This is a genomic window from Rosistilla oblonga, from assembly GCF_007751715.1.
In the GTDB taxonomy this organism is placed as follows: domain Bacteria; phylum Planctomycetota; class Planctomycetia; order Pirellulales; family Pirellulaceae; genus Rosistilla; species Rosistilla oblonga.
Genome location: NZ_CP036292.1, coordinates 1,956,735 through 1,982,658, shown reverse-complemented (window position 1 = coordinate 1,982,658; position 25,924 = coordinate 1,956,735). Strand labels below are relative to the sequence as shown.

The window sequence follows — 25,924 nt, the reverse complement described above, 5'->3', positions numbered from 1 at the left end:
TCCCCTTGTGGCAAAACACCTAGCTTTGCTTCACAAGCGGGTTTTCGTGCTAAAGTTTAGCAACAGCACCAATGGGTTACCAAGACACCCTCGCCAGGCAGCTACAGGCTGTCGCTTGCGAACCGCTGCTGTTGATACGTCGCTTCGTCGACAACACAAGAGTCGCTTGAATATCGCAGAGAGACCGCGCACGCAGGCAATCGAATGAAGGGGTTATTTGAGTCAAGTTCCGCCGACCGGCAACCTCCGGTGTCGTCAAACGGAATTGCATATTCGGTCGATCCCTTGCACCGCATCGCGTCGGCAGCACAGTTCTGGCAGCCGATCGAGACGTCGTTTGCGATGTTCTGCGTCCTGCTAACCTGCGGCATTAGCGGCTGCGATTCACCGGAAACAACAGCGACGCTAGCCCCCGTCCCGCTACCGGTTCGCGCGGTCGCGACCATAACTTCCACCGAACCGATATCGCCGCTGTACACCAATCTCGGCCTGCCGCCGGGAAAGGTGGCTCTTGGCCATCGCCTGTTCTATGACAAACGTTTGTCGGCTGACAACTCGATTTCGTGCGCAACGTGCCACGACATGGGCAAGGGTGGCAGCGACGGCTTGGAGACGGCGGTCGGGTACAACGATCAAATCGGCAACCTGAACACGCCGACGGTATTTAATTGCAGCCTCTCGCTGGCTCAGTTCTGGGATGGCCGCGTCGCCACGTTGGAAGAACAAGCTTCTGGCCCGGTACACAACCCGATCGAGATGGCGACCGATTGGCCCAGTGTCGTTGCCAAACTGCAACGCGATCCAGGCTTCGTGCAGGCTTTTAATGAAGAATATCCCGAGGGATTGTGTGAAGCTGCGATCGTCGACGCGATCGCGACGTTCGAAAAATCGTTGATCACCGTTAACTCCCCCTTCGATCGCTATCTGTTGGGCGATCGGTCGGCGATCTCCGCAGACGCCGTCAAGGGATACGAATTGTTCAAAGACCTCGGCTGCATCTCGTGCCACCAAGGAGCCGCGGTGGGGGGCAACATGTTCCAGAAGTTTGGCGTGATGGAAGACTACTTTTGCGGCGACGATGCCAACGCGGCGGTCCACAAAGGACGCTTCAACTTCACCAAACAAAAGTCCGACCTGCACCGCTTCAAGGTCCCCACGCTACGCAACATCGAACTTACCGGTCCCTACTTCCACCACGGCAGAACAACGACGCTGCGCGAGGCGATTGAAATCATGGCCGAACATCAACTGGGAACCGATCTGCTGGAATCAGAAACCCATCTGATCGAAGCGTTCCTGAAAAGCCTAACCGGCGAAATCAAAAGGGAATGGCAATGAATCGCTGCATCCCCAATCTACTCTTTCTGACGCTTACGATCCTGGCGATCATCGGGCTCTACATCCGTTCGGTCGACCGGGTCAGCGATGATCATGCGCGGTTGGAACAAGCGATTCGCGCGGCGAAACAATACAACGTCGATCTCGATTCGTCGGTGCTTTCGCTGCGGTTAGGGATTCGCCAAGACTACGATCAATTGACTTCGTTTGAACAAGCGCTGCGAAGCGTGGTTGCGCGAGAGCTTGTCCAGCTGGACGCGTCCTGGTTGGTCACATCCGAAGTGAGCCAGCGGATCGAAAGGGTCGACGATTTGGTTCAACAGAAGTTGGCACTTTCTCAAGAATTCAAGGCGACCCACGCGATCGTTCGCAATTCGATCGCCGCTTTGTTTCGGAACGTTCAACTTGCCAAACAGACCCCACAGCTGCCGGCGAACATTCAGCTTGCAGTCGCCGACCTCGAGACCTCGGGTTATCGGTTCTGCATGTCGGGTGACTCCAACGACCGCAAACAATTCAGCGATGCGATCGCCAACCTCGAAAGCGAACTGCTGCGGACAACGCCGCAACAGGCCTTTCCCAAAATCAACTGGGCGATCCGGCACGGCAACAAACTGCTCGAATTGCGACAAACGCTCGACGAAACGGTCTCGCAGCTTGTGGCGACTCCGGTCCGTCCGGCAATCCTGGCGGTGATGGATGATGCCAACACGGCGTACCAGCGCCGCAGCAGTTCACAAAACCGCTACCATGCCGGCATGATCATCGCGATCATGGTGTTGCTGGGATATTGTGTCACTCAAGCGACCGCGTTGTGGAAGAGTGCCCGCGATCTCAACGTGATCAACAAAGTCCTGGAACAGCGCGGCGACGATCAGACCGCCGACCTGCAGCGGTCGAAAGATTTTTTCCAAGGTGTGCTCGATGCGATCGACGCGCCGATCTGTGTCCTCGATTCCGGCGGACAGATCGTCGAGACCAACGCATCGTGGAGCGAGTTCTCCAGCAAACAATGCGCTCAGGGACTTGGTATCGGCGACAACTATCTGCAGCAATGTCGCCAACAGGTTCACGATGGACAACACGATGGGGCAGGGCAGGTTGCCGATGCGATCGCCGCGGTGATCACCGGGCACAACGCCCAACACGTCTCCGAATACGAATGCGATTCGCAGCAAGAAAAGTTCTGGTATCAAGTCAACGTAACGCCGCTGCGCAATCATCAAGCGGGCGTCGCGGTGGTGACTCACCTGGATATCACCGAACGTGTGACGGCGCAGCGCGAGCTACAGGAAACTTCCGAACATCTCGAACTGCTGTCACTGGTCGCCAAATATACCGACAACACCGTCGTCATCACCGACGCAGAGGGCTGCATCGAATGGGTCAACGATGGTTTTGTGCGGGCGTCGGGATATTCGTTTGCAGAGGTCCAAGGCAAAGTCCCCGGACACATCCTGTACGGTGAAAATACCGACCCCGCAACGATCCAGCAGATCCGCCAACGCGTGCTCGAAAAGAAAGGCTTCGACGTCGAGATCGTGCACTACCGAAAATCGGGCGAACCGTATTGGGTGGCGATCGGCGCTCAACCGATTCATCGCGAGGATGGTGAATTGATTCGCTATATCGCGATCGAAAGCGAGATCACCGACCGCAAGAAGTCCGAGGCGAGATTGGCGGCGGTGACCCAGATCCTGCAGACACAAAAACAGACGCTGAATGCAGTTTTGGAAAGCGTCGCCGCCGGAATTGTATCGGTCAACGACCAAGGAGATATCGTCAGTTTCAACCCCGAGGCGGAGGAGATCTTCGGCGAACATTGGCTGAAGTCTCGGTCGATGCTGGAGCAGTTGGAGGCGATCGAGATAGTCGATCCGATCACCTACGAACCGATCCCGTTGATCCAATTGCCGATGGTCCGCGCTCTGCAAGGCGAACAGGTTCGCAACGAGGAACTGCTGGTACGGCGGAAAGACAAAGACGTGCTGGTCTCGATCAACGCGACCCCGCTCGCTTCGGATGGACAGCAGGGAGCGGTGATCACCGTTTTGGACATCACTCAACAATGGAAACGCGACCTCAACCAACGGATGCTGCGCGAGGGACTCGACTTCGCTCAGGATGCGATGTTTGTTTGCGAGAGCACCGGACAGATCATCGACGCCAATGAAATCAGTTGCAAGCGACTTGGATACCCTCGCGAAGAACTGCTGAAGATCTCGGTACCGGACGTCGACCCCGGCCTGCCGCGGGAGAAATGGCCCGAGTTTTGGGGACAGCTGAAAGACCAAAAGGCGATGGTTCTGGAAAGCAAACATCGCAAGAGCGACGATTCGACGTTCCCGGTCGAAGTCACGATCAACTACAGCGCTTTTGGCGGAATCGAATACGCATGCTGTTTTGTCCGAGACATCACCGATCGCAAGCGGGCCGAACGCGAACGCGAACAACTGGCCGGCGAACTGCAAAACGCGGCTCGTCAGGCGGGCATGGCGGAGGTTGCGACCGGCGTGCTGCACAACGTCGGCAACGTGCTCAACAGCGTCAACGTTTCGACCAACTTGATTCGCGATCGGATCAACGCCAGCCCGGTCGATCACCTTGCCAAAGCGGCGGCGGTGATCGCTGAAAACAAAACAGACCTGGGAAGTTTTTTGACTCACGATCCTCGGGGCAAACATTTCCCCGCCCTGCTGAATCAATTGGCGACCAGTTTCCGCAGCGAGCGCGACGCCCAACGCGACGAGATTCAAGCGTTGGCAAAAAGCGTCGAACACATCAAAGAGATCGTATCGATGCAGCAATCGTTTGCCAAAAAGAGCGGCATGACCGAATCGGTCGATCCGATCGAATTGATCGAGGACGCGGTCAAGATCAACGACGCCAGCTTGATGCGACACGGCGTCGAACTGATCCGCGAATTCGAAGACGTACCGAACATCGAAGTCCGCAAGCATGAGGTTTTGCAAATCCTGATCAACTTGATCAAGAACGCAAAACAGGCTGTCGACAAATCGGACGCCAGCGAAAAAACAATCCGTTTGACCGCTCGCACCGAAGACGAACACGTGCGGCTGGAGGTGCGGGACAACGGCATCGGGATCTCGCAAGAGAACCTCAAAAACATCTTCCAACACGGCTTCACAACCAAGACTACCGGACACGGATTCGGACTTCATTCATGTGCCAATTCAGCGCGTGAGATGGGAGGCAGCATGTCGGTTCATAGCGACGGCGAGGGTTTGGGAGCGACCTTCACCTTGAGGCTGCCATTGCACGACCGGGTCTTGAGCACAAGAGACACGAGCATCCCGCAGACGCTGGATTCACCAACGATTCCAGCTCTGCCAATCGAAACCGTCACGACACCTCATCTGCCGACCGGCGGGTGATGCCAACCGCGAGCGGACGAGCGTTTGAACTTTCAGCCGACCCGCTGCCGAGATCGCAACGTTCGCAAGATTTTCCCAGGAACTGCCATGAATACTATCGAGCAACCCAAACCACGTATCATCGTGATCGATGATAACCCAGCGATCCACGACGACTTCCACAAGATCCTCGTCTCCGAAGGGGATGGGCAGGAGTTGCTGGACGCCGCTTCGGCATTTTTTGGCGATGAGACTCCGCCCCCAACCGCAAGCGACAAGCTGGACGTGCAACTCGATTCCGCCTACCAAGGCGAAGAGGGCTATCGCAAAGTTCGCGACGCCACCGCGGCGGGACGCCCCTACACGTTGGCGTTCTGCGATATGCGGATGCCGCCGGGGTGGGACGGCCTGACAACAATCGAAAACCTGTGGAAGGTGGACCCAAATCTGCAAGTTGTGATCTGCAGCGCTTACTCCGACAACACCTGGGGTGACATCTCCAAACGACTGGGGCTTTCGGACCGCTTGTTGATCCTAAAAAAGCCCTTCGATAATGCGGAGGTGTTGCAGATCGTCGTCGCGCTGATCGAGAAACGTCGACTGATCGATGCGGCTTCCATCAAACGCGAGGCTCTCGAACGGACGGTCACCGAACGCACCAAACATCTTCGCGAAGCGCGGCAGGAATCCGAACAGCTACTCGAATCGATCGATTCGTTGATGGTGGGAACCGACGCCGCCGGAATCATCCAACGCTGGAACGATAACGCCGTTGCGATCCTGGGAATTCCAGCCGACCAGGCGATCGGCCAACCGCTCTATTCGCTGCCGATCCAGTGGGAGTCGGCCGACGTGGTCGACCAGCTGGCCGACAGTCTCCATCGCGAGACGCCAACTCATCTCGAAACCAGTTTCTCCGACGTCGATGGAACGTTGCGGATCGTTTCGTTTTCCAGCTACCCGGTTCTCGAAGCGGGCTTCCGCCGCGGCACCTTGATTCTCGGCAGCGATATCACCGAACATCGACTGCTGGAACAACAACTGCATAACGCGCAGAAGCTCGAATCGGTTGGGCAATTGGCCGCCGGCGTCGCCCACGAGATCAACACTCCGATGCAATACCTCGGTGACAATCTGGAATACCTCAATTCCAAGTTCGACAAACTGATCGGATATCTCGAATCGTCGACTCAGTTATTGGAGGTCGCTGATCAATCGGCGGTCAGTCCAACGCTGGTTGCTGAGCTGCGGGAGAAGGCGAAACGACTGAGCTTGAAGAGTCTGTGCACCCAGATTCCGCAAGCGTTAACCGATTCGATCGATGGCGTCGAACACGTCTCTCGCATCGTGCGGGCGATGAAAGAACTGTCGCATCCCGGAGCGGAGGAGACGTCGGCGGTCGATATCAATCGGGCGTTGGAAACGACGATGGCGGTTTCGACCAACGAATGGAAATACGTCGCCCAAATCGAAACCGATCTCGCGGACAACCTGGAACCGGTCGTTGGGTATCCGGGAGAATTGAATCAGGTTTTCCTGAACCTCATCATCAACGCCGCCCACGCGATCTCCGACAACACCGCCGGCGGCAGCGTCGGACTCGGCAAGTTGACGATTCGATCGTCTCAGCACGACGGTTTTGTCAAAGTCGAAATCGGCGACGACGGCGGTGGCATCCCCGAAGCGATCCGCAGCCGCGTGTTCGATCCGTTTTTCACGACCAAAGAAGTTGGCAAGGGAACGGGACAAGGATTGGCGATCGCGCACACAGTCGTCGTGCAACGCCATGGCGGCAAGCTCTCGTTCGACGTCGACGAAGGTGTCGGTACAACCTTCGTGATCGAGCTGCCAACGCGAGGTCCGGCGATCGCCAAGGAATCCGCGATCCGCGATTCGCTGGCCGCAGCCGTCGGACTTTAAATGAGATCGCAAGCGTTGTGGACTGCGGCGAGCGGCGACTTACCGCAACACGCCGCTTACCGCGGCGACGCTATTTGCCGACCGAACCGCTTGGGATCGGTTGACGCGATTGCTTGAACAACCATTCGAGCGCGCCGGCGGCGTCCGAATAGGCATGACTCCAACTGTTGTGCCCAACGCCTGGCAGCTCGGTATATTCGATCTGCGTCCCACCGGCGTCCTGAATCGCCGCGACCATCGAACGCGAACGCTGCGTCGGAACAACGGTATCGGCACCACCGTGGAAGACTTGAATCGGCAACTGCTTCAACTGCGCAGCCTGTTGTTCATCGCCCCCGCCACAGACGATAATCGCTCCGGCGAACCACTCGGGATGACGCGACGCGAGGTCCCACGATCCATAACCGCCCATCGACAAACCGGTCAGATAAACGCGCGACCGATCGATAGGTTGCTCTTTCAGCGTTTTCTGCAAGACCTCGATCGCTCCTTGCATCGGTCGCGACGGTTGTTCGGGCATCGGCGTCGATTTGAGATCGCCCCAAGGAACATCGACCCACTGCTGGCCTGTCGGGCATTGGGGAGCGAGTACGAAACAGGGAAACCGATCGCGGTTGGCCGACGTCGCCAACGATTCGGGCAAAAACTTCAACTGCCGCAGGTTGTCATCGCCACGCTCCCCGGCGCCATGCAAAAACAAAACCAAGGGATACTTCTTGCCCGGTTCGATGTTCCGCGGCTTCATCAAGCGGTAGCCAAACGGCTGGCTGTTGTTTTGGTCGGGGCTGCCGGGCAATGCGATGCTTCCAGCTTGATAAGGTTCATCCGCCATGATCGGGTTACATGCAATTAGCAGGGAGAAGGAAAGGGCAAAACGAAGCATCGGGCTTCCTTGGAGGGAGGGGCGATTGCGAGCAGAGAGACTGACAGGTCGCATTTTGGTTGCCCGCACCGGGTGAGTCAATCTTGGCCTGCGGATCGATCTCATCCCCCCCCAAAGCCGACCGCTGCGGCTGACCAATCCCCGTTGCAATCTTGTCGACGCGGGAGCAATTTTCTTCGGCAATCGCGAGAGCTTGCGTAAGCCGCAGTTCCGAAGGAGGGGTGCCACGGGGGAATTGCGGCGAATCGGCGTCGCTCATAAATCCGACCGTTGCCAACGCAGCTCGTTTCGCTCACACTGAAGCCCCGCCAAATAGAAACCCTCCGCTCCTATCCCACCTATTCTAAAGAAGGCTCGCCGATGAACGATCAACCCTCGCACCAACCTTGGTATCGCCGGATCGGTCCCGGATTGATCACCGCCTGTGTCGTGATCGGCCCGGGCAGTCTTGTGACCAGTTCGAAAGTCGGCGCGTCGGAACAGTATTCAATGCTGTGGGTCGTCGTGGTCTCGGTTGCCTTCATGATGTTGTACATGACCCTCGGGGCGAAACTCGGCGCCGTCGGCTCCGCCGCTCCCTGCGATCTAATCGCCGCCAAAGCCGGTCGCTGGTTGTCGGTCCTCGTGGGGTTGAGCGTCTTCTTTATCGCGACGGCGTTTCAATCGGGCAACAACATCGGTGTCGCCGCGACTTTTGAGGCGTTCATCGATTCAAAAACTGTCGTCGCCGGCATGGTGATCCTCTTCAACCTGCTAGCGATCGTGTTTTTGTTTGCCTTCAAAGACATGTACAAGATGCTCGAACGCGTGATGATGGCATTGGTCGGCTTGATGCTGATCTCGTTTGCTATCAATTTGATCAGCCTCCGCCCCGACCTGGCTGCGATGGGCAAGGGCTTGGTCACCCCAACGCTCGGCAAATCGGGAGAACTGCTGCCGATCCTGGGCCTGATCGGAACAACCTTCATCAGCGCTGCAGCCTTCTATCAGGCGTATCTCGTGCGACAGAAGGGCTGGGGAATCGATGAAGTCAAAAGCGGCATGGTCGATGCTCGCATCGGCTCGATAATCATGTTCCTGATCACGGTGATGTTGATGTCGACCGCGGCGGCTGGTCTTTCCGGACGCGCCGATATCACGCTCAACAGTCCCGTCGATGTCGCGATCGCGTTGGAGTCGACGTTTGGCCCGGCCGCAAAAATCATCTTCTGCTTCGGGCTCTTCTCCGCTGCCTATTCATCCTTTCTGGTCAACGCGATGATCGGTGGTTTTATGGCTGCCGACGGCCTGAACATGGGCAGCCGCCCGACCGACCTGGTACCTCGCCTGCTGACCGCGGCGTCGCTGCTGTTGGGAATGGCAGTCGGCGTGGCGGTGCTGATCTTCGACTTCGATCGAACGCCGACGATCATCGCCGCTCAAGCGGTTACCGTCGTCGCGGCACCATTGATCGCGGGCGTCCTATTGTGGCTGACCAGTTCCCGCGATGTGATGGGAGAACATGTTAACCGCCCGGCCACGATCGTCTTTGGCCTGATCGGCTTGGGCCTTTTGCTTGCAATGGCCGGCAAGACAGCCTTTTCGGATCTGCCCAAGAAGCTGGAAAGCTATCTTCCGGCGGCCGCCTCCGCTAGCTCCGACCCGCAATAGCAGCACTTATTGCGTCCCCAATCACCACCGGGCCTGCACGCCTTGTGGGTTTATCGACTGTCGCATGAGCGTGTACAACGGCGCAGCGGATCCGCTGTGCCGCGGGTCGCGCTCGCGGCAGATGCCGGCCGGTTGGGAAACCGCGGATTGGGGGAAAAGTGAAGATTTTCCCGCTCTTTCCGAGAATGCTCTTTGTTCCGGTTAACTCGGTTTGCTATACGCTCCGAACATAGATAACAGGTGAACAAATCTTCCGGAGTCTAGTGAGATGTTTTCTCCCACGCTAATTCGTTTAATTCTCGTCAGTTCGCTAGGGCTGACGTACGGGTTATCGAGTGCATGTGCGCAAACGACGATCCAGCCGCTGCAAGCTTCCGGATATCAACCGGGAGCCTACGGCAACAGCGCTCCGACCTACCTGCCACCGGTCGATGGGCAGAGCACTCAATATCCGTCGATCGGGCAGAGCGGCCCCGCGGCGGGTAGCGCTTATTCGATGCCGACGACAGCCAGTGTGCCGAATCCTCAACAGGTCCAGTCGTCGTATTATCAAACGGCCAACGACAACGCGACCTATGCGCAGAATCAGTATCTGACCGCGCCGGCGCAGAACTACACACCACCGGTTCCGATGAACGACCCACCGAGTTATCAGGGTGGAAGCGTCGTCGGATCGGGAGCATCGCAAGAAGCCCTACCGGCACCGGAACCCGAACCGGCTGGCGACGATCTGGGCATCTCGATGATGACTCCGCTGCCCGAACAGATGGAACAGATCGAAGAAGAATACAGCTGGTATCACTATCCGTGGGTCTGGATTCCACGCGATGGCTGGGACAGCAGCGTCGAGTTTGGTTTGAACGGAAGCGAAGGCAATACAAACTCGCTCAGCTACGCCGCCGGAGCCAACCTGGCGCGGAAGAGCGATCTGTATAACTTGGGTGTGAATTTGAATTACCGCAAAACCAGCAGCGGCGGTATCGATACTCAGAATAACGCCCGGGCGAACTTCGACTTGGATCGCGCGATCGCCGAAACCGACTTTTCGGCGTTCATCAAGAGTGGACTCGAATACGACGAATTCAAAGCGTTTGACGCCCGCGTGAACGTCAACAGCGGTCTCTCCTACTTCCTGGCGAAGACCGACGACGTCACCTTCATCACTCGGATCGGTGCCGGTGCATCGCAGGAGATCGGTTCGGTCGATGAGGACTGGAAACCGGAAATGCTGTTTGGTTTGGATCTGAAACAACAGGTCAACAAACGAAACAAGATCTACGTCAAAGCCGACTACTTCCCCGCCTTCGCAGACTTTTCCGACTACCGCGTCGTGACCGATGCGGGCTGGGAAATTTTGTTGGATGATTCGGAGAACTTCAGCCTGAAACTGGCCGCGACCAATCGATATGACAGCACCCCACTGGGGCTCGAACCACAAGATATCGACTATACAGCGACCCTCCTGTACAAGTTCTAATGACAGCGGCAAGCCGATTCCGATTGACCTGGATACGCGGCATACACATATGGTACACGCGGTGAAATTCAGGAGTTTTTGAATGCACAGATTGACCCCTTTGGCAATCCTGACAACCTGCGCTTTGCTAGCGGGATGTCACGACGGACCGCTGTTTGCCTTAAAAACGATCAACCCGGTTTATCGTTCGCAATGGGCAGACGATGAAAAACTTGGGCCTACCGATGCGCAGCGCCATGAGGAACTGCAGCGTCTGGTTGCGTCGATGCCCAGCCTGTCCGATGCCGATCAAGAATATTGGCTCGCGCATATCGAAGCGCTTCTGGAAAACGACAAAAATCCAGAGATGCGGACGCTGGCGATTCGCGCGCTCGCAGGTTGCCGCAGCCAACGCGTGCTCGATCTGTGTGAGAAACAATTGACCGATGAAAGCATCAAGGTCCGGATGGCGGTCTGCGATGTCTTGGCGGTCCGCGACGAAGCTCGATCGACCGAACTGTTGGGAACCACGATCGGCAGCGAATCGAACGAAGATGTTAAGATGGCGGCGATTGCAGCGGTTGGCAAACACCAGTCCCCCGAAGCAGCTCAGGCACTCAAGGCGAGCTTGAAATCGCGGAACCCAGCCGTCCGCACCGCAGCCGTCGAATCGTTGGCGCAGTGCACCGGTAAAGAACTTGGTGAGGATCCGCAGGTTTGGGTCGCCTACCTCGAAGGCAAAGCTGTCGACGAACAAAAGAAGAGCTTCACGCGACAGATGCGCGACTTGTTCTAAAAGTCGGCTCTACGCGGGCATCGATCTCGGGGGGCGCGATACCGTCCGCGCCGTTCGATTTGTTCTGGCGCGACCGACCTGGAGCGCCGCGTCACATCTGCACTTGGATATTCCCAACGGCAAACCGCCGCAGATCGTCTCGCAATGCTTGATGCTGACGCTGCAGCGCACGCTCCTGTTCCTCCATCATCGACGACCGGGATTGTTCTCGCATCCGATGCGTCCGCTGGCGGTGCTCGAACAGCGCCACTCGCGAGTTGAGTTCAGCTTCGCGGCGGTCCAACACCTCGCTCCACGACTGCAGCTTGTCGATCAATTCTCGCGCGTGGTTGGGCAGCAAAGCTTCCAAGAGATGATCCATCCGGTCCGCATCCCTCTGGCCAGCATCCAGTTCGGCGGCCATCCCCCGTCGCGACATGCGAAAATCGGGATGAGCATCGTCGACGCGGTGTGAAGCGTTCAACGGCGTTTGTTCAGGTCTGCTGCCCATCGTGCTCTCGGCCCCCTCGCATTTGTTTGGAACAGGGATTGGCGTCACTTTGTGCTTTGGCGACAGTTCCGGCAAACTGTCGATCTAACCTCGGCAAATCATTGATTTAATGTAAGGCACCTGCCGCAGCGCGCGTGCTTCCGGCTCCTTTGGACAACCGGACGCTGCTGCAGACCGGCGAATTCGGCGAAACACAAACACTTAATAGCCCCGTCGATCTATCGACGATTGATTAACTTCCTCAACATTTGCTGCTAGAATGAAGCATCGGACGAATTCTTGAGCCGAATGAACCGAGCCAGCCACAAAAGTTGATCCCAGGAAGATTCTCATGCTACGACCGTTGCTATGTTGTTTTGCTGCCTTATTGACGCTTCCTAGCATCGCAGCCGACCGGCAACAGGAAACCGACGCAGCGATCGCGCGAGGCATCGATTTCCTGACGCGTGGGGCGGCATCCGACACCGGGGCCTACAGTCCGCAGACTGGAACGGGTGTGACAAGTTTATGCATCACAGCGGTTTTGCAGAATCGGCCGGCGATGGCGACCTCCCCATCGATCGTTAAATCGCTGAAGTTTCTCGAGCAGCACTTCCAAGATACCGGCGGCATCTACGTCAACGACTCGCTCTACCGGAACTATGAAACCAGCTTGGCGATGCAGGCTTTGGCGTTGGCCAACAGCGATCATCGATATGATCAACGACTGAAGCGAGCCGAAGCGTTCCTGCGAGGAATCCAGTGGGACGAAGGAGAGGGAATCGAATCGTCCGACCCGGGCTATGGCGGTGCGGGCTATGGCAAACACGCTCGCCCCGACCTCTCCAACACCCAGTTCTTCCTCGACGCGTTGCGCAGCGTCGGCGTGGGCGAAGAGGATCCGGCGATCCAAAAAGCGTTGAAGTTTGTCTCGCGCTGCCAGAACCTCGAATCGGAGTACAACGACACTCCGCACGCAGCAAAAGTTGGCGACGGCGGTTTCTATTACACTTCGGCGGCGGGCGGTCAGAGCCAAGCCGGGCAGACGCCCGATGGTGGCCTCCGCAGTTATGGTTCGATGACCTACGCGGGGCTGAAGAGCATGATCTACGCCGGGGTCAGCAAAGACGATCAACGCGTGAAGGCTGCGATGGATTTCATCCGCAAAACCTACTCGCTGCAACAGAATCCAGGCATGGGAAACGCCGGGCTGTTCTATTATTACCACACCTTCGCTAAGGCGCTTGACGCAACGCAGTTGAAGACGATCGAAGATGCCAGCGGACAAAAGCACGATTGGCGTCAGGAGCTTTCCGAAACGCTGCTGTCGCTGCAAGCCGAGGATGGCGCGTGGGTCAACCGTGAAAACGAACGCTGGCTCGAAGGGGACCGCAACCTGGTCACCGCCTACGCTTTGATGGCGCTCAGCTACTGCAAATAGTTTGCTGGCGTGGCGGTGAAATTTTCAGCCGCTACCGAAGCAGTATCGCCAAGTTGAGCATGAAGCGAGCGAGGGAAACAACATCGCTCGCTTGCGGATCTCACGCGTAATAAAATCACAGCCTGCCCAAATCCGACTCCCTCATCAGCTACAAAAACGACAAACCGAATTCGTTCTGCCCACCTCTCCGCTATCCGACCCGACCGGCGAGTCTCGACGCGATCCTTCCCGATCGCCCGGCACCAGCTACCCCAAAATCGGGTCGATGCGAAAACTTGATTGACAACTTTGGAGATTCCCTGCCCATGTTAGATCCATTTGCCAAGACGATCCGCACCAACTGGTTCGCCAGCCTGTCGCTCGCCGCCGTGCTGAGCTTCGCCTCGCCGTTGTTCGCCGACGACGAACCAACAAAACCTGCCGCCAAGGAACAGCCCCCCGCCGCGGAAGCTAAACCGGAAGCTAAACCGGAAGCTAAACCGGAAGCTAAACCAGAACCGAAGCCGGAACCGAAGCCGGAACCAAAGCCGGAACCAAAGCCGGAACCAAAGCCGGAACCAAAGCCGGAACCAAAGCCAGAACCAAAGCCAGAACCAAAGCCAGAACCGAAGCCAGAACCGAAGCCAGAACCAAAGCCAGAACCAAAGCCAGAACCAAAGCCAGAACCAAAGCCAGAACCAAAGCCAGAACCAAAGCCAGAACCAAAGCCAGAACCAAAGCCAGAACCGAAGCCAGAACCGAAGCCAGAACCGAAGCCAGAACCGAAGCCAGAACCGAAGCCAGAACCGAAGCCAGAACCGAAGCCAGAGGCTAAGTCGGAACCGACTTGGCCGCATCGCTGGGTGACAGCGGTTTCGACGAACGCGGGCCGCGTCTGTGCGGCTGCCGCCGATGGGCTACTGTTGCGGGAAGCAAATGTCGTGGCGGTAAACCCCGCCGATCTCGCCGGCAGCGAGACGCTCTACACGCATCCCGCTAGCGTCTGGGCAGTCGCAGTGGCTCCCGACGGCGCGTCGGTTGCTAGCACAGATTACAAGGGCAACCTCGGCATTTATCGTTTTGAAGGCGAGCAGTTGACGATGAAAGAAACTGTCTTCGAACGCTGGACGCGGGCCTTGGCCTTTGCTCCCGACGGCAGCGTTTTGGTGGCGGCTAACGAAGCGGGCAAAGTGTTCGTTTACGACGTCGCAAAAGGGGAAGTCATCCAAAGTGTCGAGCTGGGTGGCCAGCAGATTTATTCGCTTGCTTTCTCGGCTGACGGAAAGTTGTTGGCAGCGGGAGATGGTGCCGGAAGCGTCCATCTGCTGAAGCTGGCGGGACTAGAAACGGTCAAGAAAGTTGCCTGTGGCGAAGCACCGATTTGGGCGGTTTGCTTCTCTGCAAATGACAAACAAATGTTTGCTGGCGGATCGGACAGGAAGCTGCGGCGGATCGAAGTCGATGGGGAAGCGGAACCCACCGTGTTGGGCCAGGCATCGGATTGGATCACCGCGATCGACTGCAATCCTGGCGCATCCCAGATAGCCGTGGGATCGATGGATGGTACGATGTTTACAAGCGATGGAAACAACTTTGAAAAGATCGGCAAGGTTCCCAGCGGGATCTGGTCGGTTGCATTTGCCGACGGCAAGCTGCTGGCAGCGACGCGGAAGCACATGATTGCCAGCTTTGTTCCATCCTGGAAGTCGGGTTACACCGCGCCAGATATCGCGGAATTGAAAAAGTAGCGTGGGAGCCGCCAACGCCCCAACTGCGAGTTTTTTGACCTGACAATGATTGCTTGAGTTCACGCCCCATGTCGACTGCGACCCCAACCGACGAAACCAAAGCGTCTCCCATGAAATACGTGGTGCGATGCGGTTCGTTGCGCACGCTACACGTGGCGACTTCGAAATCAAGCTTTCATTACGGCGAGAAAGTCATCGTGCGGACCGACCGCGGAATGGAGACCGGCGAGGTCTTGGTCGAAGCGACCGAACATACGCTGTCGCACATGACCAACCCTCCCGGTGGCCAGATCCTACGCTCGTTGAGCGGCGATGATGTCAACGACCTCAGCCACATCTCGGACCAGGGTCGCAAGGAGTTCGACGCTTGCAAACGCCATATCCACCGCCTCGGTCTGGATATGAAACTTGTCGACATCGAACATCTCTTTGGCGGCGAGCGGGTTGTCGTGTATTACTTGGCCGACAAACGTGTCGACTTTCGCCAATTGGTCCGTGACCTCGCATCGGAATTTCAGACACGGGTCGAGATGCGTCAGATCGGCGTCCGCGACGAAGCCAAGCTGCTTGCCGACTATGGCGATTGCGGCAAACCGGTCTGCTGCAACACGCACCTTTCGGCGATGCCACCGGTTTCGATGCGGATGGCCAAACTGCAAAAAGCGACGCTCGATCCGTCAAAAATTTCGGGCCGTTGCGGACGACTGAAGTGTTGCCTGCGGTACGAATTTGATACCTACGAAGAAATGCAGCGAGAGCTGCCACCGCCGGGAGCCCAGGTGCTCACCCGCGATGGCAAAGCGACGGTGATCTTCCAAGAAATTTTGGCTCAACAATTGTTGGTCCAGACCGAGGATAATCGCCGAGTACTGATTGACGTTTCCGACGTCTTATCGGTTGTCCAAAAGAAACCTGCCGGCGACAACCGATCGTCCTCCAAGAGCAAGAAAAAGCAGAACTCCAAGAATCTTGATACGCCTTCCAAAGCGGAGGGAGAAGAGAATTTATGAACACTGGAATACGTGCATTTGCCGATCTGTTGGAACATGACCAGCGCTTCAAATTTGAAGCCTATCAGTTTGTTCGCGAATCGCTTTCGTATGCCCACGATGTCTTGCGAGTCAGCGACGACCCGGCGTTCAGCGACGAAGAGAGTCGGCATTTGACGGGCCAACAGTTGTGCGAAGCCTGCCGCCGCTATGCTCTGGAACAATACGGCTTCCTCGCCAAATTGGTGCTCAACGATTGGGGCATCTACACGACCAGCGACCTCGGCGAGATCGTTTACAATCTGATTCGGATCGAACAGATGCGGAAGAGCGATTCGGATCGCCGCGAAGACTTCGACGACGTCTTTGTCTTCGAGACAGCGTTCGAACCCGAATTCGAATCGCTGTCGACAGGCCAGGTCTAACCTGCACAGGTCAGCTCGCCACGTCGACTTTTTTTATCAACCAAAGGACTTGCGGGTGAACATCATGACCAACCTTCGTTTGTTCCTCGCAGCCTCGCTGATCTGCGTCCCCGCGTTTGTTTCGGCTCAACAAGCGAGCGGCCAGGCAACTCAATATCTCGGACGCGTGATCGCCCAGACGATGTCGTATCACGGCGCCCCGTGGTTGATTCGTCCCGATCGCAACAAAGAGGAAAACACCGATCTGGTGATGCAGCAATTGCAGCTGCGTGAAGGGATGACAGCATGCGATCTGGGTTGCGGCAACGGCTACTACACGCTGAAGATGGCCCGCCAGATCGGCGAATCGGGAAAGGTCTTGGCGGTCGACATCCAGCCCGAAATGCTGAACCTACTGAAAGCCAGAGCCCAGCAGGATGGACACGATAACGTCGTCCCGATCCTTGGCGAAATCGACGATCCGAATCTTCCCGAGGGAGAGATCGACCTGCTGCTGTTGGTCGACGTCTATCACGAGTTCTCGCATCCCGAACCGATGCTCAAATCGATTCGCAACTCGCTGACCGATACCGGCGTGATCGCATTGCTGGAATACCGCATGGAAGATCCCACGGTGCCGATCAAACGCTTGCACAAGATGTCCAAGACGCAGATCTTACGCGAATACGCGGCCAACGATTTGAAACTGGTCCGCGAGTTCAACGGACTGCCGTGGCAGCATCTGATGTTCTTCGCCCGCAGCGATTCCTCGCTGCCGGAAATTAAAGCGACGCGGTGGACCAAGTCGAACCGCGACGACGCCGATCGCTAAGCGCTCGCGGCGATTTCCTGCAACACTTCTTTCGCCGCCGCGATCGTTTCGTCGATCATCGCTTCGGTGTGTGTTTCCGACAGGAACATCGCTTCGAATTGGCTGCACGGCGGATAAACGCCGCGGCGAATCAGACCCCAGAAAAATGCAGCGTACTGCTGACGATCGTTGCGGTCGGATTGCTCCCAATTGGTGACGGGCGAACCGTTGAAGAAGAGCGTCAACATGCTGCCGACCTGCTGAACCTGATGCGGCAGCCCCGCCGCTTCGGCTGCCTGTCCCAAGCCGGTGGCCAACTGCGTGCCGATCTTTTCCAAGTATTCGTAAGGCGGTTGAGCCTTCAAACGCTTCAGCGTCGCGTTGCCAGCCGCCACGGCGACCGGGTTGCCGCTGAGCGTACCAGCTTGGAAAACCTTACCCGCTGGCAAAACTTGGTCCATGATTTCGCGGCGGCCACCGTAGGCCCCAAGCGGCATCCCGCCGCCGACGATCTTGCCCAGCGTCGTCATGTCGGGCGTCACGCCGTAGCGTTGCTGAGCGCCGCCAAAGGCAACTCGAAAGCCGGTCATCACCTCATCGAAGATCAACACCGATCCGTCCCGCGCCGTGATGTCGCGGAGGCCTTGCAAATATCCGTCGTTCGGTGGCACACATCCCATGTTGCCGACAACCGGCTCCAAGATCAACGCGGCGATCTGGCCGGGGTGCGCGGCAAACGCAGCTTCCACCGCCGCCAGGTCGTTGTGCGGCAGGACGATCGTGTCGCCACCGGCTCCCTTGGTCACACCTGGCGAATCGGGAACGCCCAGCGTCGCCGCGGCGCTTCCGGCGGAGACCAACAGGCTGTCGACGTGGCCGTGGTAGTTGCCCGCGAACTTGACGATCTTCTCCCGTCCGGTGTAACCTCGAGCGACGCGGATCGCGCTCATCGTCGCTTCGGTTCCCGAATTGACGAGCCGCACTTTGTCGATGCTCGGAACCGCTTCGATGATCCGTTCGGCCAACTCCGACTCGGCTTCCGTCGGTGCCCCGTAACTGGTCCCTCGCAAAATAGCTGCCTGAATCGCAGCGACAACTTCCGGATTCTGATGCCCCAAAATCATGGGGCCCCAGGAACCGATGTAGTCCAAATAGCGACGGCCATCGACATCGTACAGATAGGGCCCCTTGGCCGATTCGATGAACAACGGCGTTCCGCCGACAGCACCAAAAGCGCGGGCCGGGCTGTTGACCCCGCCGGGCATCAACTGACACGCGCGCTCAAAGGCGGCTACACTGTTCGGGCCTACGGCGGTGATGGCTTTCGCTTGGGATTCTGGCATGGTTCTGTTGGGAAAGAGCTCGATTGCAGGAGATCGCGGCGACTCAAACGGGACGAGCCGGACGCGTGCCGACCCACCATCTTAAACCAATTCATTCAGGATGTTCAGGCGTCCTGCTGGCAATCTCTTCGACTGCGGTAACCATAGATTCATGTTCGGAATTTTGAACGTCAACAAACCCAAGGGGATCACTTCGCGGGCGGCTGTCAATCGCGTCTATCGCGCTGTCAAGCCGAACAAGGCCGGACATGCTGGCACGCTCGACCCGCTGGCTCACGGAGTCTTATTGGTGCCGATCGGAAGCGCATCGCGATTGGTGCCCTATCTCCACCTGCTCCCCAAACGCTACCTAGCTTCATTTGAATTAGGGATGTCGAGCGCATCGGACGACTCCGAAACCGAAGTCACCGAGCACCCCGAACTGCCAGCCCCGTCGCGGATCGATCTGGAACAAGCCTGTGCCGAGATGCAGGGGGAAATTCTGCAGCGACCGCCCGCTTATTCAGCGATCAAAGTCGAGGGGAAGCGAGCCTACAAAATGGCCCGCCAAGGCAACTTGTTAGATCTGCCCAAGCGGCCGGTGCAGATCCACCGGATCACGCTTTTGCACTACGAGTTCCCCGAACTGGTTTTGGAGATCGATTGCGGATCGGGAACCTACATCCGCAGTATCGGACGCGACTTGGCTCAAAGCCTGGGAACCGAAGCGATCATGACGGCGCTGGCTCGCACGGCGATCGGACCTTTCAAAATCCAAGACGCAACCTCGATCGACGATCTGACCGCCGAAGCGGCTCGCGCCGCCTTGCAGCCCGCCGCGCGCGGCGTCATGCACATGCCGCAAACGATCCTCGACGACGACGAAGTGACAGAGATTATCAACGGTCGGATGATCCCATTCCGAGCGTTGGGCCCGGGATTTATCAACGATCCGCAGGAGATCGCGGCGTTGGACGAGTCGGGACGCTTGCGAGCGATCCTGCATTCGCGCGACGGCGGACTGGGGCCCAAACGTGTCTTTCCCGCTTCGATGGATTAAGATCATGGACGATTCCGCGGATCGGATCGGAAGCATCTCGCTGAACCGCTCCGGCCCGGCCCTCTACAAACTCAAGCAACCCAACGGGACCCACTCGATGAAATCTGTCTTTCGGAACACCTGCAAACTACTGACCATCGCTGCACTGTTGAGCCACACCGGACTTGCGGTCTCGTCGATTCAAGCCGAAGAACTTCCAGTCGTTTTCCAAGACGACTTTGAAAACGGCGTCCAACGCTGGCAACCGACCGACGCCGCGAAGTGGAAGGTCACCAAGCAAGCCGACGGTTCGAACGCCTATCATCTGCTGGGCAAAAGCGATTACCAACCGCCGCATCGCAGTCCGCACAGCATCTCGTTGATCAAGGAGCTCGTCGTCGGCGATTTTGAATTGACAGCGCGGGTGCAAACGCTGCAGACTTCCCGCGGGCATCGCGACATGTGCATCTTCTTCGGATACCAAGACCCTGCCAATTTTTATTACGTTCACTTGGGGCAGGAGACCGATCCGCACGCCAATCAGATTTTCATCGTCAACGACGCGCCGCGGGTTGCGATCAGCGAATCGACCAACGCGGGAACGCCTTGGAAGGACGGCACCTGGCACCAAGTGAAGGTCGTCCGCCGAGTTGCCGATGGATTGATCGAGATCTATTTCGACGACATGGACAAACCGCAGATGGTCACGCATAACCGCGAATTCCAGTTTGGCCAGATCGGACTCGGATCGTTTGACGACCTGGGACTGTGGGACGATGTCGTGGTCCGCGGCATCCCAGCCAAAGCCTCCAAATAACCGCTTGGCGATCTCGATCGATCCGTTCAACAGTCGCAAGTGTCGGATCGACCGACAGGCAACACGATCAGAAACGCGGTCCCATCGACAATCTTCGGGTCGATCCCCAATCGACCGCCGTGGGCCTCGACGATTCGCTTGCAGATCGGCAATCCCAACCCCGATCCTCTCGACTTTGTCGTGTAAAACGGCTCAAAGGCGTTCTGCCGGAACTCCGGCCGAATGCCGCTGCCGTTATCGCGAACCGTGATTTGAAGAGCTTCCCGTCCATTCAGTTGGATGCTGGCAGCGGCGATCTCGATCGCTGCCTTGTCGTCGCAAGCATCGATCGCGTTCTCCATCAGATTCCGCAGGACCTGTTCGATGCGGATCGGATCGACCGTCGCACAGACGTTGGGGATGTCGAGTTTTAATTCGGCCCGGTCCCAACCTTCGCGCCCCCGCAGGCTCTCCCAACTGCTATCAACCAAACCGCGAACCGACACCGATTCGCATTGCAGCTGCAGCGGCGCACTAAAATCCTGCAATTCATTGAACAGCGTCCACAGGCACCGATTCGCTTGTTCGATCGACGTCAGATCGTTCATCCGTTGCAGCGCATCCCCTTCGTTCATACGCAACAAGTCGAGATGAACCTGAATCCGCTGCAGTGCATTGCGGGTCTCGTGTGCGACCGATGCGACCGCCAGGCCGATCGATTCCAACCGCTCTCGCTGCGATTGCCGCTGTTCGGGTTCGACGCCCGAACTCAACATCGCATACATCTCTTTCAACAGATCGGTTGGACTCGATTGCGGATCGCTGGCCAACGCCTCTTGAGAAAGATCTTCGAACGTCGTCTTGATATCGGCACGACTTGTCGCCACCAGACAAGAGGTGTCGTCGCTCAATTGAGCCAACAAGCTTTCAGCTGTCCCCGATGGGAAACCCGAATCGAGAATGATCGCCGCGTAGGTCGTCAAATCGTGCTGCAGGATCGCCGCGACCGCCGCTTGCCCGTTGTTGCGATGGCTCTCATCGAGAATCAACACGTCGTAGATATCGAGTGATTCGTCCTGGTGGGGAATGATAAAAGCCCGATTCACGACGTTGCGGTTTGCACCTTCCTGAAGGGCGACAAACAATGTCTTGTTATCGTGCATTTCCTGCTTCCCCTTCAGACGTTGCCCCTTATCCGACGCCAAGCGGTTCTGGCCGCTTTCGAAAACGCGCTAGGACGATGTCACTCTCCCCAGCAACGATCGGGGATGCACTTCTGTGCCATCTTCCCGAAGCGCATCGATAAATCGAACCACAAGCCCCACCTCTTTCGTCGCGTGACACAACTCCAAACGGATGCCGATCAAGCGAATTCTAACACAAACGCAATCGCAACAAATACATAGCGATAACCAGTGTTCAGAGCCGATCACTGGTGCAATTCAAGCGATCAGCCGCCACGCGGCAACTGACGACGCGTTCCCAAACGCTCGCTGGGGAGATCGAGCCCCCCTTTTCCAACCGGTAGAAATGTCGCTGGCGGGCAATTTTTGAAAGACGCTTCCTCTTTTGTCATTACAATGGGTTGATAGGTGTTGCATGCGCGTGACTGGGATGAGCTTGGCCAATCGCATTTCCCCGCGTCAAAGAACCAGGACTGCCGTCAAATGAACCTTCAATCCGATCCGCAATCGCTGCTCGCGGAACAACGGCAGCGCAATCCGCTATCCCCGCCTTCGTATCCCAAATCGAAGGTCTACGTCGTGCTGCCGGCATTCAACGAAGAGCAAGCGTTGGGGGCGTTGCTGAACAATCTGGGCGAAGCGTTTGCCGACAATGGATGGCCGTACGAAGTGATCGTTGTCGACGATGGAAGCGTCGATGCGACGGCGGAACTGGCTGGCCAATACGGATTCCAAATGCCGGTTCATCTGCTCAAACACTCCGAAAACATGGGCTTGGGGCCGACGCTGAGGGACGGTTTGCGCGAAGCTGCCGAACTGGCGACGGCTCGCGATGTGATCCTGACGATGGATGCCGATAATACGCACCCGGCAGGTTTGATCGATTCGATGGTTCGCCGCATCAAAGAGGGAAGCGATATCGTGATCGCATCGCGTTTTCGCGACGGCGCACAAGTCGTCGGCGTGCCGTGGAACCGGCTGTTTTTAAGCGTTGGTGCGCGGATGTTGTTCTCGCTGATCTTTCCGACCAAAGGCGTCCGCGACTACACCTCCGGATATCGCGCCTATCGCGCCGAAGCGATCCAAGAAGGATTCGCCCACTTCGGCGACAATTTGGTCAGCGAAACCGGATTCTCTTGCATGGCGGACGTTCTTTTGAAATTGCGTTCGAGAAAACGCGTTTTTTCCGAAGTGCCGCTGATCCTGCGATACGACCAAAAGGGGGGCGTTAGCAAGATGAAGGTGATGCGGACGGCGATTTTGACGCTGAAACTGCTGGCTCGGCATCGCTTCGCCGGCGTTTAAGTGTTGCCGCAGAGCCCCAGACGTGCAACAATTTATCCCCTAAGGTAAGGATTAAGCGGCAAGAATCGATCGCTGCTGCATTCCTGCACCTTAGGCCCGCCCTCGACCGAAAAAGAACGTGGGCCCCCCTCCAAGTCCCTTAAGATTGGTATCTTCGATGAGCTGCAACAACATCATTCATCCCAATTCGCGTCGCAAGTTTCTTCAGACTGCGGGTTCGGGATTTGGTGCCTTGGCATTTTCAGCACTCAGCGGCGAAGCTTTGCTGCCCCAGCGGAGCGTGTCGGCCGCCGCGGCAAAGATCCCTCACTTCCTCGGCCGCGCGAAAAGCGTGATCTGGCTGTTCATGGAAGGCGGTCCAAGCCATCTGGATCTGTTCGACCCCAAACCTTTGTTGAACGAACTGGCTGGGCAGAGCTTGCCCGAGAGCTTCGACAAGCCGGTCACCGCGATGGGCGAAGTCAATTCGCCGCTGCTGGAATCCAAACGCAAGTGGGCCCAGCACGGTGAAAGCGGCCTGTGGATCTCCGATTGGTTGCCCAAGCACAGCGAGATCGCCGACGATCTGTGCGTGATCCGGTCGTGCGTCTCCGACGGTATCAACCACGCCGGTGGCGTGTCGCAGATGAATACCGGTTCGGTCTTCGGCGGGCGGCCATCGCTAGGCGCGTGGGTCTCGTACGGACTGGGAACCGAAAACCAAGACCTGCCAGGCTTTGTCGTCATCAAGGACACCAAGTCGATGGTCGTCAACGGTGTCCGGGCTTGGGGCGCCGGATTCATGCCAGCATCCTACCAGGGCGTGTTGTTCGAATCGGGAGAACAACCGATCGCCAACTTGAACCGCCCCGCGGGGATCTCCGAAGCGCGGCAGCTGCAGAAGCTGGCGTTCCTAAACCAGTTGAACCAGCAGCACTACGCATCGCGGGAATCCAACACCGATCTCGAAGCGCGAATCCGCAGCTACGAACTGGCCTATCGCATGCAATCCTCGGCTCCCGATGCGATCGAATTGGACGATGAGCCGCAGGAAACCTTGGAACTCTACGGCATGGACCGCAAGGAGACGAAGACCTTCGGGCGGCAATGCTTGATGGCTCGTCGATTGGCCGAACGCGGTGTCCGGTTCATCCAGTTGTATCATGGTGCGGGCAGCAAATGGGACAGTCACTCCAGGATGGAGGCCAACCACTCGCGATTGTGCGACGCGGTCGATCAACCAATCGTCGGTTTGATCAAAGATCTCAAACAGCGCGGCCTGCTCGACGAGACGCTAGTCGTCTGGGGCGGCGAATTTGGACGCACACCGATGAGCGAAAAGGGTGACGGTCGCGATCACAATCCGACCGGCTTCACGATGTGGATGGCTGGCGGTGGCGTTCGCGGCGGTCAAACCATCGGGGCGACCGACGAATTGGGACTGTTTGCGATCGAAGACAAACTGCACGTCCACGACATCCACGCCACGATCATGCGTTTGATGGGGCTCGACCACACCAAGGTCGTCTACATGCACAAAGGACGTCCCGAGCGAGTCGACCAAAACGAAGGGCAAGCGCATAAAGGGATCGTTTCTTAAAGCAAACGATTTGCAGCAAACCGAGGCTGATCGCGGCCGATTCCCGCTTGGGCGTCAGTCCTGCCGTAAATCGCCAGCCGTGGTCAGAACCGCCCCGTACAAACTGTCTGGCAAGGCTTCCCCGATCGACACGAGCCGACGCGATCCGCCATTTCCCAGCAGTTTGAAGTGCCGGGAATCTTCTCTCGAAGGGTGAAATGCTGTAAGCTATGGGGGTTTGAGCCGAGGTTGGGCAGCATGCGAAGCTCTCCTCTCCTGTTGCCTCGGCATGTTCGTGTATGGAAGGGACTCCGCCATGCAGGTGCGCACTGATGAGCGAAGTTCGACGCGATCCTTTGACCGATGCTTGGGTGATCGTTGCTCCCAACCGGGACCATCGCCCCGATGAATTGGTCGAAGCCCAGTTATCTGGCAGCACCGTCATCGCGTGTCCGTTTTGCGCGGGCAACGAGCAACTGACTCCCGATCCAACGCTGACGATCCTCGACGACGAAGACGACCCCGAAAGCTGGTCGGTCCGCGTTGTGCCCAATCGTTATCCCGCCGTGGAAGCGTGCAACGGCAAGGTCTCCGAAGAAGCGATGCTGCAAAGCCACGCGTTCGAAGCGTTTGCCTTGACCGGCGGGCACGAGGTCTTCATCGAATCGCCGCTGCATGTCCACAGCCTTACCGAACTCAGCGAATCCCGCGTGATCGATGTTTTTTCGGCGTACCTGAACCGCATGCGTTACTGGCGGGAACGACCGGACGTCGACTACCACATCCTGTTCAAAAACGTTGGGGCTGCCGCCGGAGCGTCGCTGCGACACACGCACAGCCAATTGATCGCGACCAGCGTGATGCCAGGATCGATCAGCGCCCTGATGTCTCGACTGGGAGAACACCATGGCAGCACCGGACAGTGCATGGTCTGCAGCATGTCGGGCGAAGAACAGATCAGCGGCAAGCGGATCATCGCGACGACCGACCACTTTGTCGCCCTCTGCCCATTTGCCAGTCGCGTCCCCTACCTGATGCGTTTGATTCCTCGCCAACACCAGGATTCGTTTGAAGCGATCGAACATACGCAGCTGGTCGACCTGGCGGTCCTGGTTCGCAAGCTGCTGAAACTGGTCGAAAGCATCCTCTCACCAGCGGCTTACAATTTCATCATCCATACCCGCCCCACCGCCTTCCACGATACGGCGGCGTTCCATTGGTGGATGGAGATTTTCCCAAGAGTTACGAAATTGGCGGGCTTCGAATGGGGCTCGGACTGCTACATCAATCCGGTTCTACCCGAAGCCGCCGCGACGCACCTGAGAAGCCTATCGCGACAGCTGGAACGCGGTTCCAAGAAAGGCTCTCGCAGCAAGCGATCGAACGTTTAGAACGGATCGATTTTACGTCGACTGATTCTCGCCGCCGCCAGCGATCCGGCGCGGCCAAATCGATAGCCCAG

The 25,924-nt window shown here is 57.5% G+C and carries 20 protein-coding genes; 16 read left to right on the top strand and 4 right to left on the bottom strand.

The window, feature by feature from the left end; all coding sequences use genetic code 11:
- Positions 1–249 precede the first annotated feature (249 nt).
- The 3 genes from CA51_RS07055 to CA51_RS07045 all read left to right on the top strand — a co-directional run bounded on the left by CA51_RS07055 (position 250) and on the right by CA51_RS07045 (position 6,632).
- On the top strand, positions 250–1,338 hold the full coding sequence (locus tag CA51_RS07055) for a cytochrome-c peroxidase (RefSeq protein ID WP_197451656.1): 1,089 nt from the start codon (positions 250–252) through the stop codon (positions 1,336–1,338).
- Complete coding sequence (locus CA51_RS07050) at positions 1,335–4,733, top strand: PAS domain S-box protein (RefSeq protein WP_197451655.1); 3,399 nt, start codon at positions 1,335–1,337, stop codon at positions 4,731–4,733. The genes CA51_RS07055 and CA51_RS07050 overlap by 4 nt, the downstream gene beginning before the upstream one ends.
- Before the next feature lie 87 nt (positions 4,734–4,820).
- A complete protein-coding gene (locus CA51_RS07045) occupies positions 4,821–6,632 on the top strand; it encodes a hybrid sensor histidine kinase/response regulator (RefSeq protein ID WP_145119087.1) in 1,812 nt (603 codons plus the stop codon).
- Between the two features lie 70 nt (positions 6,633–6,702).
- On the opposite strand, the gene CA51_RS07040 is transcribed toward CA51_RS07045, so the two are convergent.
- Positions 6,703–7,515: a carboxylesterase family protein gene (locus CA51_RS07040; RefSeq protein WP_231746042.1), complete on the bottom strand. Its 813-nt coding sequence runs from the start codon at positions 7,513–7,515 to the stop codon at positions 6,703–6,705.
- A gap of 360 nt (positions 7,516–7,875) precedes the next feature.
- Between CA51_RS07040 and CA51_RS07035 the strand changes: the two genes are divergently transcribed.
- The 3 genes from CA51_RS07035 to CA51_RS07025 all read left to right on the top strand — a co-directional run bounded on the left by CA51_RS07035 (position 7,876) and on the right by CA51_RS07025 (position 11,417).
- A complete protein-coding gene (locus CA51_RS07035; RefSeq protein ID WP_145119085.1) occupies positions 7,876–9,165 on the top strand; it encodes an Nramp family divalent metal transporter in 1,290 nt (429 codons plus the stop codon).
- A 268-nt stretch (positions 9,166–9,433) separates the two neighbouring features.
- Positions 9,434–10,642, top strand: coding sequence for a DUF481 domain-containing protein (locus tag CA51_RS07030; RefSeq protein ID WP_145119083.1), 1,209 nt, complete (start codon positions 9,434–9,436; stop codon positions 10,640–10,642).
- 82 nt (positions 10,643–10,724) lie between these two features.
- Entirely contained in the window at positions 10,725–11,417 is a 693-nt protein-coding gene (locus tag CA51_RS07025) for a HEAT repeat domain-containing protein (RefSeq protein WP_145119081.1), read from the top strand.
- Positions 11,418–11,508: 91 nt separating this feature from the next.
- Here CA51_RS07025 and CA51_RS07020 read toward each other — a convergent pair whose 3' ends face one another.
- Positions 11,509–11,907 (bottom strand): hypothetical protein, encoded by a 399-nt coding sequence (locus CA51_RS07020; protein WP_145119079.1) that lies wholly within the window; start codon positions 11,905–11,907, stop codon positions 11,509–11,511.
- 331 nt (positions 11,908–12,238) lie between these two features.
- Here CA51_RS07020 and CA51_RS07015 point away from each other — a divergent pair, with 331 nt between their 5' ends.
- The 5 genes from CA51_RS07015 (at position 12,239) to CA51_RS06995 (ending at position 17,279) form a co-directional block, all read left to right on the top strand.
- Complete coding sequence (locus CA51_RS07015; protein ID WP_145119078.1) at positions 12,239–13,327, top strand: prenyltransferase/squalene oxidase repeat-containing protein; 1,089 nt, start codon at positions 12,239–12,241, stop codon at positions 13,325–13,327.
- Positions 13,328–13,632: 305 nt separating this feature from the next.
- A complete protein-coding gene (locus tag CA51_RS07010) occupies positions 13,633–15,054 on the top strand; it encodes a WD40 repeat domain-containing protein (RefSeq protein ID WP_145119076.1) in 1,422 nt (473 codons plus the stop codon).
- A 68-nt stretch (positions 15,055–15,122) separates the two neighbouring features.
- Positions 15,123–16,064 carry a PSP1 domain-containing protein gene (locus CA51_RS07005; protein ID WP_231746041.1) on the top strand — a complete coding sequence of 314 codons (942 nt, stop codon included), beginning with the start codon at positions 15,123–15,125 and terminating at the stop codon, positions 16,062–16,064.
- Positions 16,061–16,468: a Minf_1886 family protein gene (locus CA51_RS07000; protein ID WP_145119074.1), complete on the top strand. Its 408-nt coding sequence runs from the start codon at positions 16,061–16,063 to the stop codon at positions 16,466–16,468. Before CA51_RS07005 ends, CA51_RS07000 begins: the two co-directional genes overlap by 4 nt.
- 64 nt (positions 16,469–16,532) lie before the next feature.
- On the top strand, positions 16,533–17,279 hold the full coding sequence (locus CA51_RS06995) for a class I SAM-dependent methyltransferase (RefSeq protein WP_145119072.1): 747 nt from the start codon (positions 16,533–16,535) through the stop codon (positions 17,277–17,279).
- Here CA51_RS06995 and hemL read toward each other — a convergent pair.
- Positions 17,276–18,601 (bottom strand): glutamate-1-semialdehyde 2,1-aminomutase, encoded by a 1,326-nt coding sequence (gene hemL / locus CA51_RS06990; RefSeq protein ID WP_145119070.1) that lies wholly within the window; start codon positions 18,599–18,601, stop codon positions 17,276–17,278. The genes CA51_RS06995 and hemL overlap by 4 nt on opposite strands.
- Before the next feature lie 151 nt (positions 18,602–18,752).
- Between hemL and truB the strand changes: the two genes are divergently transcribed.
- Positions 18,753–19,640, top strand: coding sequence for a tRNA pseudouridine(55) synthase TruB (gene truB, locus CA51_RS06985; protein ID WP_197451654.1), 888 nt, complete (start codon positions 18,753–18,755; stop codon positions 19,638–19,640).
- Between the two features lie 97 nt (positions 19,641–19,737).
- A complete protein-coding gene (locus tag CA51_RS06980; RefSeq protein WP_231746040.1) occupies positions 19,738–20,436 on the top strand; it encodes a hypothetical protein in 699 nt (232 codons plus the stop codon).
- 26 nt (positions 20,437–20,462) lie between these two features.
- Here the strand turns inward: CA51_RS06980 and CA51_RS06975 are convergent, their stop codons facing one another.
- Entirely contained in the window at positions 20,463–21,578 is a 1,116-nt protein-coding gene (locus CA51_RS06975) for a sensor histidine kinase (RefSeq protein ID WP_145119066.1), read from the bottom strand.
- Between the two features lie 504 nt (positions 21,579–22,082).
- Here CA51_RS06975 and CA51_RS06970 point away from each other — a divergent pair.
- The 3 genes from CA51_RS06970 to CA51_RS06960 all read left to right on the top strand — a co-directional run bounded on the left by CA51_RS06970 (position 22,083) and on the right by CA51_RS06960 (position 25,853).
- Positions 22,083–22,904, top strand: coding sequence for a glycosyltransferase family 2 protein (locus CA51_RS06970; protein ID WP_145119064.1), 822 nt, complete (start codon positions 22,083–22,085; stop codon positions 22,902–22,904).
- Positions 22,905–23,061: 157 nt separating this feature from the next.
- Positions 23,062–24,483 carry a DUF1501 domain-containing protein gene (locus CA51_RS06965; RefSeq protein WP_145119062.1) on the top strand — a complete coding sequence of 474 codons (1,422 nt, stop codon included), beginning with the start codon at positions 23,062–23,064 and terminating at the stop codon, positions 24,481–24,483.
- Positions 24,484–24,794: 311 nt separating this feature from the next.
- Positions 24,795–25,853 (top strand): galactose-1-phosphate uridylyltransferase, encoded by a 1,059-nt coding sequence (locus tag CA51_RS06960; protein ID WP_197451653.1) that lies wholly within the window; start codon positions 24,795–24,797, stop codon positions 25,851–25,853.
- Positions 25,854–25,924: the final 71 nt, after the last annotated feature.

What these genes read in the sequence shown, in the direction of transcription:
- CA51_RS07010 (WP_145119076.1), top strand. Translation starts at nt 13,633, where the DNA reads ATGTTAGATCCATTTGCCAAGACGATCCGCACCAACTGGTTCGCCAGC.
- CA51_RS07050 (WP_197451655.1), top strand. Translation starts at nt 1,335, where the DNA reads ATGAATCGCTGCATCCCCAATCTACTCTTTCTGACGCTTACGATCCTG.
- CA51_RS07040 (WP_231746042.1), bottom strand. Translation starts at nt 7,515, where the DNA reads ATGCTTCGTTTTGCCCTTTCCTTCTCCCTGCTAATTGCATGTAACCCG.
- CA51_RS07030 (WP_145119083.1), top strand. Translation starts at nt 9,434, where the DNA reads ATGTTTTCTCCCACGCTAATTCGTTTAATTCTCGTCAGTTCGCTAGGG.
- CA51_RS07000 (WP_145119074.1), top strand. Translation starts at nt 16,061, where the DNA reads ATGAACACTGGAATACGTGCATTTGCCGATCTGTTGGAACATGACCAG.
- CA51_RS07025 (WP_145119081.1), top strand. Translation starts at nt 10,725, where the DNA reads ATGCACAGATTGACCCCTTTGGCAATCCTGACAACCTGCGCTTTGCTA.
- CA51_RS06965 (WP_145119062.1), top strand. Translation starts at nt 23,062, where the DNA reads ATGAGCTGCAACAACATCATTCATCCCAATTCGCGTCGCAAGTTTCTT.
- CA51_RS06960 (WP_197451653.1), top strand. Translation starts at nt 24,795, where the DNA reads ATGAGCGAAGTTCGACGCGATCCTTTGACCGATGCTTGGGTGATCGTT.
- CA51_RS07045 (WP_145119087.1), top strand. Translation starts at nt 4,821, where the DNA reads ATGAATACTATCGAGCAACCCAAACCACGTATCATCGTGATCGATGAT.
- CA51_RS07005 (WP_231746041.1), top strand. Translation starts at nt 15,123, where the DNA reads ATGTCGACTGCGACCCCAACCGACGAAACCAAAGCGTCTCCCATGAAA.
- CA51_RS07020 (WP_145119079.1), bottom strand. Translation starts at nt 11,907, where the DNA reads ATGGGCAGCAGACCTGAACAAACGCCGTTGAACGCTTCACACCGCGTC.
- CA51_RS07015 (WP_145119078.1), top strand. Translation starts at nt 12,239, where the DNA reads ATGCTACGACCGTTGCTATGTTGTTTTGCTGCCTTATTGACGCTTCCT.
- CA51_RS06980 (WP_231746040.1), top strand. Translation starts at nt 19,738, where the DNA reads ATGAAATCTGTCTTTCGGAACACCTGCAAACTACTGACCATCGCTGCA.
- CA51_RS06975 (WP_145119066.1), bottom strand. Translation starts at nt 21,578, where the DNA reads ATGCACGATAACAAGACATTGTTTGTCGCCCTTCAGGAAGGTGCAAAC.
- truB (WP_197451654.1), top strand. Translation starts at nt 18,753, where the DNA reads ATGTTCGGAATTTTGAACGTCAACAAACCCAAGGGGATCACTTCGCGG.
- hemL (WP_145119070.1), bottom strand. Translation starts at nt 18,601, where the DNA reads ATGCCAGAATCCCAAGCGAAAGCCATCACCGCCGTAGGCCCGAACAGT.
- CA51_RS06995 (WP_145119072.1), top strand. Translation starts at nt 16,533, where the DNA reads ATGACCAACCTTCGTTTGTTCCTCGCAGCCTCGCTGATCTGCGTCCCC.
- CA51_RS06970 (WP_145119064.1), top strand. Translation starts at nt 22,083, where the DNA reads ATGAACCTTCAATCCGATCCGCAATCGCTGCTCGCGGAACAACGGCAG.
- CA51_RS07035 (WP_145119085.1), top strand. Translation starts at nt 7,876, where the DNA reads ATGAACGATCAACCCTCGCACCAACCTTGGTATCGCCGGATCGGTCCC.